The 15470-nt window shown below is 60.2% G+C and carries 12 protein-coding genes and 2 pseudogenes; 8 read left to right on the forward strand and 6 right to left on the reverse strand.

Annotated features, from left to right (window positions below; all coding sequences use genetic code 11):
• The first annotated feature begins 155 nt into the window (after positions 1-155).
• From XH89_RS42180 to XH89_RS36705, 8 genes and pseudogenes are all read left to right on the forward strand, one after another.
• Complete coding sequence (locus XH89_RS42180; RefSeq protein WP_232995591.1) at positions 156-671, forward strand: transposase DNA-binding-containing protein; 516 nt, start codon at positions 156-158, stop codon at positions 669-671.
• The gene (locus tag XH89_RS36680; protein ID WP_232995590.1) at positions 668-1642 is read left to right on the forward strand and encodes an IS4 family transposase; all 975 of its coding nucleotides are present in this window, start codon (positions 668-670) and stop codon (positions 1640-1642) included. The genes XH89_RS42180 and XH89_RS36680 overlap by 4 nt, the downstream gene beginning before the upstream one ends.
• A 197-nt stretch (positions 1643-1839) precedes the next feature.
• On the forward strand, positions 1840-2280 hold the full coding sequence (locus tag XH89_RS36685) for a VirK family protein (protein WP_128929705.1): 441 nt from the start codon (positions 1840-1842) through the stop codon (positions 2278-2280).
• 1120 nt (positions 2281-3400) lie between these two features.
• Positions 3401-3499, forward strand: a pseudogene (locus tag XH89_RS41465) (hypothetical protein); the annotation flags it as partial.
• Between the two features lie 65 nt (positions 3500-3564).
• Positions 3565-3753 (forward strand): hypothetical protein, encoded by a 189-nt coding sequence (locus XH89_RS41470; protein ID WP_232995589.1) that lies wholly within the window; start codon positions 3565-3567, stop codon positions 3751-3753.
• Between the two features lie 70 nt (positions 3754-3823).
• Positions 3824-3910: a hypothetical protein gene (locus XH89_RS42185; protein ID WP_371746381.1), complete on the forward strand. Its 87-nt coding sequence runs from the start codon at positions 3824-3826 to the stop codon at positions 3908-3910.
• Positions 3911-4077: 167 nt separating this feature from the next.
• On the forward strand, positions 4078-4398 hold the full coding sequence (locus tag XH89_RS36700; RefSeq protein WP_128929703.1) for a hypothetical protein: 321 nt from the start codon (positions 4078-4080) through the stop codon (positions 4396-4398).
• 107 nt (positions 4399-4505) lie between these two features.
• The gene (locus XH89_RS36705) at positions 4506-5915 is read left to right on the forward strand and encodes a DUF2130 domain-containing protein (RefSeq protein WP_128929702.1); all 1410 of its coding nucleotides are present in this window, start codon (positions 4506-4508) and stop codon (positions 5913-5915) included.
• A 174-nt stretch (positions 5916-6089) separates the two neighbouring features.
• Here the strand turns inward: XH89_RS36705 and XH89_RS36710 are convergent, their stop codons facing one another.
• The 6 genes and pseudogenes from XH89_RS36710 to XH89_RS36735 all read right to left on the reverse strand — a co-directional run bounded on the left by XH89_RS36710 (position 6090) and on the right by XH89_RS36735 (position 15336).
• A complete protein-coding gene (locus tag XH89_RS36710; RefSeq protein ID WP_128929701.1) occupies positions 6090-7436 on the reverse strand; it encodes an IS5 family transposase in 1347 nt (448 codons plus the stop codon).
• 236 nt (positions 7437-7672) lie between these two features.
• Positions 7673-8874 (reverse strand): annotated as a pseudogene (locus XH89_RS36715) (pyridoxal phosphate-dependent aminotransferase).
• 46 nt (positions 8875-8920) lie between these two features.
• The gene (locus tag XH89_RS36720) at positions 8921-9622 is read right to left on the reverse strand and encodes a ribonuclease activity regulator RraA (protein ID WP_128929700.1); all 702 of its coding nucleotides are present in this window, start codon (positions 9620-9622) and stop codon (positions 8921-8923) included.
• 16 nt (positions 9623-9638) lie between these two features.
• The gene (locus tag XH89_RS36725) at positions 9639-13394 is read right to left on the reverse strand and encodes a hydantoinase B/oxoprolinase family protein (RefSeq protein WP_128958244.1); all 3756 of its coding nucleotides are present in this window, start codon (positions 13392-13394) and stop codon (positions 9639-9641) included.
• Positions 13395-13419: 25 nt separating this feature from the next.
• Positions 13420-14220: an IclR family transcriptional regulator C-terminal domain-containing protein gene (locus tag XH89_RS36730; protein ID WP_164933829.1), complete on the reverse strand. Its 801-nt coding sequence runs from the start codon at positions 14218-14220 to the stop codon at positions 13420-13422.
• Between the two features lie 189 nt (positions 14221-14409).
• Positions 14410-15336 (reverse strand): tripartite tricarboxylate transporter substrate binding protein, encoded by a 927-nt coding sequence (locus XH89_RS36735; RefSeq protein ID WP_164933830.1) that lies wholly within the window; start codon positions 15334-15336, stop codon positions 14410-14412.
• Between the last annotated feature and the right edge of the window lie 134 nt (positions 15337-15470).

Consider the following 15470-nt stretch of genomic DNA (forward strand, 5'->3'; position numbering starts at 1 on the left):
CCGCGCGCATGCGTCAATCAGGCGACCTTCGTCGTCTTTCAATTACCCACGAATGCTTTATTCGATTGCGGTAGCCCTGATCGAAAAATCTTGAATCGGATGAATCGCTTGTGATTCATTGTCGAGCACCTGAATCGCGACGGCGAGGTGCCTTGATGTGTTCAAGTGGAACGACATCTCGTTGGTCGGCCGGCCCGGATGGTCGCCAGGATGATGGTGATGAAAGCGCCGTCGAACACTGGACGGAGCGCGAGATCGACAAGACAGCTTTCAAGGATGCTCGTCTTGGTCAACGATTTGGCGAGCTGTTGAAGCAAATTGGTGACGGTATGGGCGGGAGCATACCGTTCGCGCGTCAGGACTGGGCGAACACGAAGGCGGCCTACCGCTTCTTCGCCAACGAGCGCGTGGAGGAAGCCGACATCCTCAGCGGCCACTTCGCCGCCACACGCGCACGTTACGATGATTGTACAGGCCCAATTCTCCTCATTCAGGACACGACGGAATTCTCCTATCAACGCGCGAACACGAGCGCCATTGGCCTAACCAAGAGCGTCAACAGCGGTCGGAACAAGGACGGTCGTTGGCGCCATCACACGGTCTGCGGAATGCTGATGCATTCCAGTCTCGCTGTGACTGTCGAGGCTTGCCGCTGGGATTGGCGGCGGTGAAGTTCTGGACACGAAAAAAGTTCAAAGGCAGGGCGCAGCTCAAGAAGAAGATCAACCCGACCCGCGTTCCGATCGAGAAGAAGGAGAGCGTTCGCTGGCTCGACAATCTCAGGCAATCGATCGAGCGGCTCCGACAGCCGGAGCGTTGCATTCATATCGGTGACCGTGAAAGCGACATCGACGAATTGTATTGCCTGACGCAAGAGCTTGGCGCTCACTTCCTTGTCCGCGCCTGCGTCGATCGGCTGGCAGGCGATGGCGGTCATACGATTGCAACCGAGATGGAAGAGACCAGCGTCAAAGGCTTGCATTACATCGACGTGCGCAACGACAAGGGCGAGACGACGAAGGCCGCGCTGGAAATCAAGTTCAAGCGGATCGCGGTCTTGCCTCCCATCGGGAAGCAGAAACATTATCCAGCCCTCGACCTTACTATAATCCATGCCACTGAGCGCGGTACGCCAAAGGGCCGTAAACCGATTGAGTGGAAGCTCATCACGGACCTAGCCGTCCGCAGGCGCTCGGAGGCAATCGAGAAGATCAACTGGTACGCCATGCGGTGGAAAATCGAGGCGTTCCACAAGATCCTGAAATCGGGTTGTAAGGCGGAAGACTCAAAACTCCGGACCGCGGAGCGACTTGCCAATCTAATGGCAGTCTTCTGCATTCTCAGCTGGCGCGTCCTCTGGCTCACCATGCTCAATCGCCTCGCCCCAAACGCGTCACCGAAGCTCGCACTGACAGACACCGAGATCGCATTGCTCGATCAACTCATCAGCGGCGCCAGCCATCGACGATGTCGGCCTGGAACCCTTGCATTTTATCTTACCAAACTTGCACGATTAGGGGGCTACTTGGCCCGGGCAGCCGATCCGCCACCGGGAAATGTTGTCATCTGGCGCTGTCTCTCGAGACTCACAGATATCAAACTCGGTGCCGAAATTGCAGCGGCTGGAAATGTGGGTAATTGAAAGCTTCGTCGTATGCGTACCTTACATACGAGATTGTGACGTTAGGTTTGCGTTCGCAACCACTTGCGTACGGTAGTAGCGCATGCTGTTTATCGCAACGGCGACGTTCGCCTGACGTTCGGTGCCCGCCAAAGTCTCCGAGCACGAGACGAGACGGGTACTGCTACGTATGTGAGTCTTGTATTGGAGAAGAGCATATGCGGCTCAATATCACATGTCTAACGAGACTGTCTTCCTTGCTTTTAGTGGCAAGCGTAAGCACGACAGCGAAGGCCGGCGAGCCTTCTGCAAAATATGTAGACGTGCTAAGTGCCCTGCGGGCCGGCAAGGTAGTAACGCTAATACTAGATCTCGATCGTTGCACAACCGTTGATGGCGGTCAGCCCGGACCAGCCATGCAAGGTGGTCTGATTATCAGCGCCTTCAGGGTTAGCGCGCAGAACGGAATCAGCTTCGCCAATGTGCATCAAACCTTGGACGACTCAGGACACCCTGTTACCGAATACATCCGCCACAGCCTTAACCGCGAAGGCAAGCTCAAGGTAAAGGCCTCAAAGTTGGTTGCTGGCGCGGCCGAAGCCGTGATCCAGGGTGAATTTGTCTGCGAGCTGCCAGACGGCGCGAAGTTCCTTTGGTAAGGGCAATAGCCGCCGTCGAGGGGCCGAGCTGCCGTTCGGCATCGGCCACCCGGGGCGTCAGCAAAGAAGCGCAACAGAGATCGTGATCGGCGCGATCTCAAGAGATTTGCTGACCGGAGCAGATGAGAACGTGGTTTGCAGCTCGACTTACCCGTTCGGAGTCGACTGCCGCTGACTGGTCGCAAGCCGGAGACGCGAAGAGCCTCGCCATCACAAAGGCCGAGGTGTGGAGCAGCCAAGAAATGAAAGCTCAATTGCGCTCGAGTTGAGCTCCGCGTTGTTACCATTTGGCTAAGCGTCACCGAGTCAACCTAAGGAAGTTACGGCTGGAATGAAGAACGTTTGGATTATATCGGCGATCGTCCTCGCCCTCGCGCTGGCGGCGACGTCTTTCGTCTACGTCGCAAGACAGCATCTCAACGCCGATGCACTCGGAGCCGGACCATCAAGTCCTTGCGTCGGCGACCCTAATGGATGTGAAGATCTTGCTCCATATCCATTTGGCCAGTATGTTTGCAACAGTTACCCGGGGGCGTGCCGACACTAGGGGGGCCGCTTACGCAGAACGTTGTGGTCAGAACGTCGCGAGTGCCGGGCCAGTGCGCCTTGCACTAGGCGGCGCAAGGCGCCATGCTAAACGTTCGCAGGAGTATATATCCCGAGATGGTAGTCAGGCTCACGACATGGGTGATGGAACTCTCTCGGGGAAAACTGCTGGTCGAAGCCGGCCTCATCGCTCCAAGCGGTAAAGGAATAGATTGATCTCATCGTCATGGCAGGAATTGATTGTAAGACCGCATGTCCGTCTCTGCCGGTGGGGTCGTTCGCCCTACACTGCGTGTCCGAGGTTGCTTAGGTCCGAGCCGAGGCGCCGTGGCGGATTATAGGGAAGCATTTGTTGGAATCGTGTCGCCAAACTGAGAAATGCCGTCGCGATTGCGGAGGCAGGCTGGGAGGGAGGGGTTCGCTTCTTCGGTGAAGTCGATGCTTCGGACGTTAACGTGCGCCGTATTGTATTATAGTGTGGATTCGCCAGCCGGTTTAATCGCATCCACTTCTGTTACGAGGCCGGCCCGACGGGCCATGGCCTTTATCGTCTGATCCAATCGCTCGGCCACGAATGCACGGTGGTGGCGCCATCCACCCTGATCGCCGCGCGACAGAGAGAGCTCGGATCGTCGCCGAGAGTCTGTTGCCCGGTGCTCAGGTGTCCGAGGTGGCGCGCAAGCACGGAGCGACGCGCTGGCAGATCTACGATTGGCGAGGGGGTTGCGACAGCGAGACATGTTGCCGCCGTGCGAAGCGTCGCAGCCGACATTCGCGCCGCTGGTCGTGGAAGGTGCGTTGGAGGAGCGTCAGGTTCCGGCGATCAAGCTTGAGATCGCGATCGGCGATGTCGTGCTGCGGACGGATATGGCCATTGATGCCGAGCAGCTGTCCCGGGTAATCCGTGCGGTGCGAGCGTCACGATGATCGCGGCTGGTGCGGATTTGCAACGCGGCCGATCGACTTCCGCGGCGGCCATGATGGGCTTGCGACGGAGGTGCAGGAGATGCTTCGTCTCGACCCGTTCCTCGGCGCGGCCTTCGTGTTCCGATCGAACCGAGGCCAACGATTGCGGACGGCGTGATGCGGATGTCGCGGGCGATGTTCGCGGCCTTTTTCGAGGGGCTGGATTGGAGGTTAGTCCGTCCGGAAGAAGCACGGCGCCCGCAGGCGGCGGGACAACTGCGGCAGAATGACTCGAAAGCTACTTTGAACGTAGCAGGCGCGGCCGCGATATGCTCGAAATAGCGCATGAGCATCGCGGCGCTGCGCGACGATCCGCGCGATCGAGGCGTACTTATTGTCGATGCTCGTGCCGCCAGGCGAAGGTCGATCTGGATGCGCTGGCCGGAGGGGAGCGTGGCCGTGTCGTGTTTTAGCGCGGCGCAAAGCAGCGACGCGAACACAGTCGGGATCAATACCGCCCTGCCGCAAGGACGATTCGGAATGGACACTCTGATTGACATGAGCACTGGTGGTCATCAAAGCGAATGTCGTGATCTGGGCCGACCTATGGCGTTCATGAAAGCGGGGGATAGTCCAAGCAAAGCGCCCAGAACTTGCTGGGCTTGACTTGACGTTCCAAGTTCGCTCGTTCTAATTTTGTTCTCCTGGGGTCCGATTCTGCCGGTCCGTCCCTTTTCAATGACAACAGCAGCGCCACGATCCGGCCAGGAACCATGCACGAGATCATCTGTCCCCACTGTGACAAGGCCTTCAAGGTTGATGAAGCCGGTTACGCGGACATCCTGAAGCAAGTCCGTGACGCGGATTTCGCTCAGCAGCTCCACGAACGGTTGGAGCTGGCCGAGCGTGACAAGCAGAGCGCCGTTGAATTGGCCAAGGCCCAGGTAAGCAGCGATCTGCAGAAGACCACGGCTGCTAAGGACGCTGAAATCCAGGAATTAAAGTCCAAGCTTGAGGGGAGCGGCGTTGCCCAGAAGCTCGCGGTTGCTGAAGCGCTCAGCGCCGTCGAAAAGGAGCGGGATAGACTCGCGAACGCGCTAGCTGAGTCCGAGCGCGAAAAGAAGGCGGCCTCGGAGCTTGCTGACGCGCTCCTGGCGAGCGAGCAGCACAAGATTGCTACTGCCAAGGAAAGGGAGATCCAGGATCTGAAGGCGAAGGTTCAGGCAGTTGAGCTTGAGAAGAAGCTCGCCGTGACTGAAGCGGTAGGTGCCCTCGAAAAAGAGCGTGATGAGCTGAAAAGCGGCATCAGTCGAGTACAGCTCGAAAAGCAGCTCTCCGAGCAATCGTTGAAGGATAAGTACGAAACCCAGATCAAAGATCGCGACGACGCCATCGAGCGTCTCAAGGATATGAAGGCCCGCCTCTCGACCAAGATGGTGGGCGAGACCCTCGAGCAACACTGCGAGACTGAGTTTAACCGGGTCCGGTCGATGGCTTTTCCGCGCGCTTATTTCGAGAAGGACAACGACGCGCGGACCGGCAGCAAGGGCGATTACATTTTCCGCGACTCGGACGAGGCAGGCACTGAAATCATTTCGATCATGTTCGAGATGAAGAACGAGAGCGATAAGACCGCGACGAAAAGCAAAAACGAAGACTTTCTCAAAGAACTTGACCGGGATCGCATCGAGAAGGGCTGCGAGTACGCTATCTTGGTCTCATTGCTTGAACCGGACAACGAGCTTTACAATGCCGGCATCGTCGACGTCTTCCACCGCTACCCAAAAATGTATGTCATCCGGCCGCAGTTCTTCCTGCCTATGATTACGCTCCTAAGGAACGCGGCAGTCAATTCGCTGAAGTACAAAACCGAGCTTGCGCTCGTGAAAGCGCAGAATGTCGATATAACCCAGTTTGAGAACCAGCTCGAATCGTTCAAAACCGCATTCTCAAAGAACTATGATCTTGCTTCCCGGCACTTTCAGACGGCTCTTACGGAGATCGACAAGTCGATCGATCATCTGCAGAAGACGAAGGATGCCTTGATCGGTGCGGATCGCAACCTGCGTCTTGCCAATGACAAGGCACAGGACGTGACGATTAAGAAGCTAACTCGGGGCAATCCGACAATGGCTGCGAAATTTGCGGAGCTTAAGAGCGCGCCTGCCGAAGCCGCGGAGTGAGGCGGTCGAAGTATTGAGTCTGCGCGTAAAATCGTGTTTTCGAATTCACGATGTCACGGCCTGACTGAAGAAGGCGGGCCGTTAGCCGAAGATATGACCAAAAACAAGGCGACGATTGCCGCAATGGCGGCCGGCGGCGCGGTCGCAATCACATTGTCCTTAACTTGTCGTCCGTTAAGAAGCCGATTGTAGCGATGAGCGGTCGCTGGCGGCCGCGATGAAGGTGGTCAGGATCAGGCACCAAAGAGCCCTCAGCCAGGCGAGGACCCGGCGGAAGTTGTGACCGACGGCGGAGAGGATGACGTTAGCCGCATCGCCGGGGCGGCCTTTGAGGTAGCATCGGCCGAGGTGACCATCGGTCTTCAGGTGTCCGATGATGGGCTCGATGGCGGAGCGGCGGCGCAACTCGCGCTTGATGACACCGAAGACGCCGCGCTTCTGGCCGGAAATGAAGACGCGACGAGGATTTTGCGCGTCATGGCCGCGGTATCCCTTGTCGACATAGGCCCGCTCGATCGCACAGCCGGTGAGTGTCTCGGTGCGGTCGATGACGTCCCGCAAGGTGTGACCGTCGTACGGGTTATCGGGTAGCGCCCTGGCGTGCAGCACGAACAGGCCGCCTGGAGCACGGCGGTTGTTGGTGACGATGGAGGCTTTGACACCGAACTCGTAGGGTGCGGCGGCCTTGCCCTTGCCGATGCACTCGACCTCTGGAGCATGGAAGGAATACAGCTTCCAGCCGCGCTGGCGCTGCTGCTGCGAGCGGATCTGCGAGGCCCTGCCGAGCGGCAGGGCGAAGGCGTTCTCGAGCACGGCCTGACCTTCGATCTTGCGGCGGATATCGCGGATGATCCGGCCCAACCGGCTGCGCAGGATGCGCAACTGCCGCTGATGCCGCTTGAATTGCTTGGCGTGGGCGTAGCGTCCCGCCATCATCGCCGCGGTCTTGGCAATGCGAAGATAGGACTGCCGCAGCTTGACCCCGTGCTTCCTCGCCAGGCGGTTGAGCCCCTTGATTGCCGCGTGCAGCAGCTTGGCATCGGTCGGGAAGGTGATGGCCTTTGGCTGCACCGTGGTGTCGACTGTGACCCGCTTGAGGTCCTGGCTGCGTAACGCGCCGGCCTCGTGCGCCACCCGCAGGCTCTCGGCCAACAGCAGCTCCAGCTTGTCGCCGAGCCGCTTGCGCCAGTGGCTCAGGTCCGAGCGCTCGTGCGGGAAGGCGTGCTGGAAGAACTCTTCGCCGGTGAAGTACTGGAAATACGGGTCGTGGACCCAGCGCTCGCACACCCCCTCATCGGACAGGCCGTAAATGTGCTTGAGCAGCAAGAGCCCGATCATGAAGCGGGTCGCGATGCCCGGCCGACCGTTCTCGCTGTAGAGCGGCGCGATCTCGCCGTCGATCCAGTCCCAGTCGACCTTGCCGGCGAGCTGAACCAGCTCGTGCTTCATGTTGATGATCTGGTCCAGCCTGGCCCGGAACAGATCGCCCGATCCCGTCGCTTTGGGCTTCTTCGGTCGCATCGCCACCTCCGATGCGAGGACGGAATCATGACTGGCGATTCGATGGAATCCTCAAAACGAAATTGCAGGGTTCCGATGCCCGAAGCATCAAAACCCTGCAATCCCAAAACAGGCAACAACGAATAATGCGATCCCAGCTCAGTCGTTTAGCCGCTCTTCACGGACGACTAACTTTTGCGACGAACTGCGCGAGTAGCGGCTTGAGGTGCGTACCCTGGGCGCCCGCAACAACCGACCTACTTGAGCCCTGAGCAGAACCGCTGAATGCGTGCACAGGCATCAAGGAGAACCTCGGTCGAGGTCGCATAAGACAATCGGAAATTCGGCCCCTGGCCGAACGCGGCGCCATGCACGACCGCGGCGCCTTCCTCCTCGAGGAGTGCCGCGGCAAAATCCTCGTCGTTCCGGAGGAACTTACCGGAGCGGGTGCTCCTTCCGATCGCGTCTGCACAGGACGGGTAGACGTAGAAGGCCCCGTCGGGAACCGGGCATTTGAGATGATCCGCCTCGTTCAACAACGACACGACGAGATCGCGCCTCTCCTTGAAGACAGAACGACTCTTGGCAATGTAATCCTGCGGGCCGTTTAGCGCTTCGACAGCCGCCCATTGCGCGATCGAGCAGGCACCCGACGTCTGCTGGCTCTGCAGCTTTTCGAGCTCCTTGATCAGCCTCTCGGGCCCACCCGCGTAACCGATGCGCCAACCGGTCATCGCGTAGGATTTCGAGACGCCATTGACCGTGAGGACTCGGTCGCGGAGAGCCGGCTCGACCTGCGCCATGGTGGTAAAGACAAAATTGCCGTAGGTGAGATGTTCATAGATGTCGTCCGACAGCGTCCATACGTGCGGATGCCGGACCAGCACCTCGGAAAGAGCCTTCAATTCATCGCCGCTGTAGGCGGCACCGGTCGGGTTCGACGGCGAGTTCAGAATCAGCCATTTCGTGCGCGGTGTAATGGCCGCCTCGAGCGCCGCCGCGGTCACCTTGAAACCGTCAGACAGACAAGTTGGCACAAAACTGGCCTGCCGCCAGCAAACAGGACGAGATCCGGATAGCTGACCCAATACGGCGCGGGAATGATGACCTCGTCGCCCTTGTTGAGCGTCGCAAGGAGCGCGTTGAAGATCACGTTTTTGCCACCCGTCCCGACGATGGTTTCGCTCGGCTTGTAGTCGATCCCGTTCTCCCGTTTGAACTTCGCGGCAACTGCCTCCCGCAGCGCCGGCACGCCGGGCGTACCTGGGTACTTGGTCTCGCCCCTATCGATCGCCGCCTTGGCGGCCTCCTTGATGTTGTCCGGCGTATCGAAGTCGGGCTCCCCGACGGAGAGGAAGACGACATCACAGCCGGATTTCTTCAGTTCGCGCGCCTTGCGCGTGACGAAGATAGTGGCGGAGGGTTGAATGCGCTCGAGCGCGTCGGACACGAATGACATCTTGCTTTCCTGGAAAAATCCTTTGATTAGGGCGCTGACGATAGAATCAGCGCCTCTCTTTCGCGTAGCGTTCCTTGGTCGCATCGTTCGGTGGATATAGACCGTCGAGCAATGCTCCCGCCTTCACCTGATCGTAGACCCACTCCTCGAAGCGATCTTTCTCGAAGGCTTCGACCGCAACGGCTTCTGCGATCGCGGCCGGCACGACGACGGCACCGTCGTCGTCCGCAACCACGATGTCGCCGGGAAATATCGTAACGCCGCCGCACGCCACCGCGACCTGCGTGTCGGCACAGAAGAACTCGGACGGCGAGGGCGGCGCGGTGGTGCCGTCCGCCCAGATCGGCCAATTGAGTTTCTTCATGCCGACGAGGTCGCGTATCGCTCCGTCGGTGACAAGACCTGCGATGCCTCGCGTCTGCATCCGAGCGCAGATGATGTCGCCGAACACGCCGGCCGACCGCAGCCCCATCGCATCCACGACCACCACGGCGCCGGCGGGAATCTTCTCCATGACCGTGCGCGGCGACGTGGGGCCGGCTACGGCCATGGTCGTCGTGATATCTTCGCGCGCCGGCACAAAACGCATCGTGTAGGCCGGCCCCGCGATGCGCTTCTGCCCTTCCACCAGCGCCCGCGGTCCGCGCAGCGAGACACGGGCGAAGCCCTTCTGCCGAAGGACAGTCGAGACGGTCGCGACGGCCGTCTTTTCGAGGGTTAGCAGGGCCTCAGTCGAAATATTCGTCATCGCCGCTCTCTTTCGATCATGAAGCTTCGCGGTCGCGGTGGCCGTAAAGACGAGCGGCCGCTTCCTGCGACAGACGTCCTTCGAAGACGTCCCTCTCGATCAACGCCGCCGGTCGTTCCTTCGGGTTGCCGAGACCACCACCGCCGGGCGTATGGATCACCAGCCGGTCGCCCGCCTCGATCGTCTGAAGCCCCTTGCCGGCGATCGGCCGTCCGGACGCGAGGCCGACATAGCCCGCCCCGCCGTTCTCGCCGCCCAGGCGTCCTCGCGCCGGATTCTTGACGCGCTCGAAGGCGGCGCTGAGCCGGAACGCGGTGCCGTCGGCGTTCTCGACCTCGATGATTTGGCCGAGACCACCGCGCGTGCGCCCCGGACCGCCGCTGTCTATGCGGAGCTCCTTGCGCCAGAACACGAAGGGGATCTGCGTTTCCGCGATCTCGATTGGCATGCACTGGATGCCCGTTGGGAACGCTGTCGCCGACAAGCCGTCCTTTGTGAAGCGGGCTCCCATACCGCCGCTGGTGGTAACCGTCAACGAGTAGTTGCGCCCCTTGCGCTCTCCGACTGTGAAGGTCCCGCGCAGTGCGATATTCCACATGCACGAACTGCCCTCGGCGGGGATGCGCTCCGGCAGGATTTGCAAGAGGCAGCCAAACACCAGATCCGGCAGCATCTGGCCGATCACGTGCCGCGCTCCGACGGGCGAGGGCTTCCTGGCGTTGACGATGCAACCCTCCGGCGCGAGGACCTTCAACAGGGACAGAGATCCGGCATTGTTGGGAATGTCGTCAGCGATGGCGCAACTGATGGCGAAGGACGTGTAGGCGGTCGCGTAAGTCAAGGGAACGTTGATGCCCTTAATCACCGCGGGGGCGCTGCCGGCAAAGTCGACAACGATGCCGTCCTCGTTAATCGTCAGTGCGGCCCGGAGCGTCAGCGGCTCGTTGTAGCCGTCGACGATCATCTCGTTTCTCCAAGTTCCCTTCGGAAGCGACACGATCTCCTTAAGCACCGCTTGGCGGGAGCGCTCGAGAATGAAGTCGGCGAGCTCCGAAAGATCATCGAGGCGAAACTCTGTCATTGTCTCTTGAAGCCGCCTGACGCCGACATCGTTGCACGCCGCGAGCGAGTAGGTATCCCCGATGGTGTCGACCGGAAGCCGCGTGTTAGCTTCGATCACCGCCATGAGCGTCTCGTTGACCGTGCCGGCGTCGATTAGCTTGATCAACGGAATGTAGAGACCTTCCGCAAATACGTCCGGAGCTTCAGTCCCCGCGCCCAGCCCGCCAATGTCCATGAGATGGCTGGTGCAGGCGAACAGAGCGACACACTTGTCTTTGTGGAAGCAAGGCGTGACAACGACGAAGTCGTTGAGGTGGCCGGTTCCGAGCCACGGGTCGTTGGTGATATAGGCGTCGCCCGGCTTCATCGTTGTGGTCGGAAAGCGACCCAGAAAGTGTTTCACGGACTCTGCCATCGTGTTCACGTGGCCCGGCGTGCCGGTCACGGCCTGCGCCAACATCCGGCCGTAAAGGTCGAATACGCCGACCGAGACGTCGCCGCAGGCGCGGACTAGTGGACTGAAGGCGGTGCGGATCAGAATCTGCGCCTGCTCCTCAACGAGGGCCAGCAGACGATTCCAGAGGACTTGATGGTGGATCGCGGAATTTAGATTTCGGGTTTCGACCGCCTGTTCCGAGGCGGCGATCCGCTGCATGACGATGCTGCCGTCCCCGTCGATGGAGGCGGAGAAGCGTGATGTGATGAAGGTCGTGGTCTCGTCCTCCACGATGAGTGCCGGGCCGCGGATGGTCAATCCATTTGCCATCTGCGAACGATTGTAGGCGGGGACAACGATGGACTTCGAGGCCGTGCCATCAAAGACCTCGCGCACGCCTGCATCCGATGGCTCGCCGATGTTCCAAATGAGAGCTGTCGGTTCGACGGATTTGCGCGTCGTCGAGACAGTCACCGACCAGCTCAGGACCTCGATGGCAGCGCCCGGAATGAACCGGGTGAAGAGGCGTCCGTAGAGATCCTCAAACCATTCGCGCAGCACGGTGCCCGTCAGAGGCTTGGACCGGTCCGGCAGGACAACCGAGATTTCATGACCCTGGCCCACGTAGCGCATGTGCGCCACGCAACGCTCGACGAGCTCTGCGCCCTCGGTCTTCACCAGGGCGATGGTGTCGGCCGCCAAGGCGTCGAGAAAAGCGCCGATCTCGGCTGGATCGACGGAAGCGAGATTGACGTGCTTGCTCCGGATCAGTTCAAAGGAGATCGGCGCCTCTAGGAATCCGACCGCCGAGCCGACGCCCGCGTTGCGCGGCACGACCACCTTGCGGATGCCGACCTTCTCGGCAACCCAAGCGGCGTGCAGTGGGGCCGCACCGCCGAATGCGATCATCGTATAGTCGGCGATGGGCTCGCCGCGTTCGGCTGCGTGCACGCGGACCGCGCTCGCCATGCTTTCGCACACGGTCTCGGTGATGGCGAAGGCCGCCGTTTTGCTCGAAAGGCCGAGCTTCTTGCCAACGGCGGCGTCGAGCGCACGGGAGGCTGCCTGCGGATCGAGTTGAACTCGTCCGCCCGCGAACGCGCCGGGATCCAAGAGCCCTAGCGCGAGGTCGGCGTCGGTCACTGTCGCCCCGGACCCACCACCCGGGTAACAGGCCGGCCCCGGCTGCGAGCCCGCGCTCTGCGGACCGACGGTGACCCTGCGGAGCCGGTCGACGCCTGCGATGGATCCGCCGCCCGCTCCGATCTCGACGAGCTCGACGGCTGGGATCCGCAGCGGCAGCCCGCTGCCCTTCATAAAGCGGTGCGTCCGGTCGACCTCGAACGAGTTGGCGGTGACCGGCTCGCCGTCCTGAATTAGGCAGACCTTTGCGGTCGTACCGCCCATATCGAAAGAGACGACCCGCTTGTCCCCAAGCCTGCGGGCGCGCTGTGCGGCGTAGATCGCTCCGCCCGCGGGGCCGGACTCGACCAGCCGGATCGGATAGCGTTTGGCGGTCTCGATGGAAGTCAGACCGCCTCCGGACGTCACTAGGAAAAGCCGACCGGTGAAGCCCGCTGCCGTGAGCGCCGCCTCCATCCTTTCAAGATAGCCGTTGATGAGCGGCTTCACGTAGGCGTTGGCGGCCGCTGTTGACGTGCGTTCGTACTCCCGGATTTCCGGGCAGACGTCGGACGACATTGTGATCGACAGGTCGGGCATCTGCCCGGCGAGGAAGCGCGCGGCCTTCCGTTCATGCTCCGAATTCGCATATGAATGCAGGAAAGCGATCGCCACGCTCTCGACAAGGCTTTTCCTGAGTTTGTTGACGATTTCGGCGAGCTCCGCGAGATCCAGTTCGAGCTTGACGTCGCCCTTTGCGTCGATGCGCTCGGCCACGGTGTAGCGGCGCTCTCTGGGTATCAGCGGCAGAGGCTTGGTTAGTTGCAGATCGTACTGGTCGTAACGCCCCTCACTGCCGACTTCCAACACGTCGCGGAAGCCAGCGGTCGCGATTAGTGCCGTCTTCGCGCCTTTACGTTCGAGCACCGCGTTCGTCGCAAGCGTCGTGCCATGGATGAAGACGTCGACTTTCGAGAAGTCGAGGTTGACCGTCGCGAGAAGCTGCTTCGCGCCGTTCATCAACCCGACCTCGGGCTGCGCAACCGTAGTGAGGACCTTGCGGGTGACCCTGCCGAAGGGGCCATCGAGCACCACGTCGGTGAACGTGCCGCCGATGTCAATGGCAAGGCGGGTTTCGATCTTCTTGGTCAAGGAATGTCTCCGACAGATCCGGTGCTCATATGAGAAGCGACTTCAATGATTCCGCTTTCCGTCCGCACAATCCGACGAAGCGGTCGAATTCGTCATTGGTCAGCGTAGGCGATTTTTTGCAGTTGAGATTAAGCGTTCCGAAGATCGAGCCGTCGTGCCGATACAAAGGGAACGCAACTGTGCGCCATCCCATGACGAACTCGTCTTCCATCACGCTGTAGCCGCGTTTGCGCGCGGCCATGATCTCGGACTTGATGACTGCTTTATCGGTCTGCGTCGCCTCTGTCTGTGCGACCGGCTTCAGTTTCGCCAAGTAGGAGGTGAGCTCGTTTTCGGTCTTCTGGCCCAGCAGCACGCGACCGGCCGCGGTGCAGTAGGCGGGAAACCGCGTGCCCACCCCTAGCGATCGCGACATCAGTTGTTCGGGCATCGTGTAGGCGACGACGAGCACCTCTGCGCCGTCGAGGACGCCGACCAGACAGGATTGTCCTGTGATCCGCGAGAGCTCTTCACAGGCAGGCTGCAGCACCTGGGCGTGACCGCCGCTCGCAAGGTAGGACGTCGCAAAACGGACGACCTTTGGCGTCAGCCTGAAAGTACGACCCGAAGTCTCTGCATAGCCAAGCGTGGTCAGGGTGTGCAGGATCCTGCGGACGCTCGGCTTGGGAAGATCCGTCGCCCTTGCCAGATCGCTGATAGTCGGAGGCTCGCGATGATTGCCAAGTGTCTCGATGACGCTCAGGCTGCGCGATAGCACTTCGAGGAAATCGGGCCCGCGGCCCGCTGCCTGACGTCTTTCGGTGTCTTCGGCTCGCAACTTCGTCATATTGCATTCTCCGCGGCTGGACGGAAGCCCCGGGTCTCTGCCGCGTCGGCTACGACGATCTGCGGCGTGCAGTGATTCGGCAGGTGCCTGCATGGGTCGAAGCTGACGTCTGACAACCAGCCAAAGTCCATTTTGCGCTCGTGGCGTTCTACGAGATTACGGAGTTCACTCCTGGCGGGTTGTTGAGTTTCAGTTAATAACCAGGCCAAGCCGCGAGACAAGACTTGTCCATGCTTCTTGCGTCGCGGCGACCTCGGAGGCGGCATCACGACCAACGCTTGGCTTGCCGACGACGAAATTCTGCTTCATGATATTTTGCATCGCGCTGGTTGAAACGATCTTGGTAAAAGTCTTCTCGAGGATATCCGTTATCTCCGCGGGAAGCTTTGCCGGACCAAACAGGCCAATGAAGCCGCCTCGCCAATCGAATTCGGCAGGATAGCCCAGGTTCTTAAATGTCGGAATGTTTGCAAAGCCGTCGACTTCATCGGGCGATAGCATCGCCAAAGCTTTGACCGTACGGGCCTCGATTTGAGGCGCTATCGTGCTCATCGTGCCCATTGCGCAGGCCACTTGGTTACTCAACAGATCGTTGAGCATCGGCGCTTCGCCCTTGTAGGGCACATGAACCATCTCGAGCTTGTTATAGTCGGAAAATAGCTGCTGAAAAGCATGGCTCGTGGTGCCGGCGCCAAAAGTGCCGTATGCAAGTCTTTTGCCGCGAGCGTAGGCGACAAATTCTTCCATCGTGTTGGCGGGAGACAGGGCGGGGACCACGAGTGGCATCACGGTCCGGCCGAGCGAGCCGATCGTCGTGAAATCGTCCACCGCATCATAGAGTTTCTGGGCGGCAACGGCCGGCGCCTGTACAAGGCTCGACGAATTGAAGAGCAAGGTGTGGCCATCAGGGTTAGCGCGCGCGACCTCTAAAGAGCCAATCATGCCCCCAGCTCCCGCGCGGTTATCCACGATCACCGTCTGGCCAAGCTCGGTCGAAAGGGTTTGTCCTAGCGACCGAGACAGCACGTCGACAACGCCGCCGGCAGGGAATGGGCAGACCAACCTTATCGTTCTGGTCGGATAACTGGCAGACCGGGCAAAAGGCGCATTGGCCATGACGGCCGTCCCAATAACGCCGACGTGGAATAACCGTCGCGTAATCATGCTGTCTCCGCTCGTACGTTCAGCGTACATTTGTACGTAGTGGAGCACAGATTGCACGAGATCGTCAAACTCTAAAAACGTCGTCC

Source organism: Bradyrhizobium sp. CCBAU 53340 (genome assembly GCF_015291645.1).
Classification (GTDB): domain Bacteria; phylum Pseudomonadota; class Alphaproteobacteria; order Rhizobiales; family Xanthobacteraceae; genus Bradyrhizobium.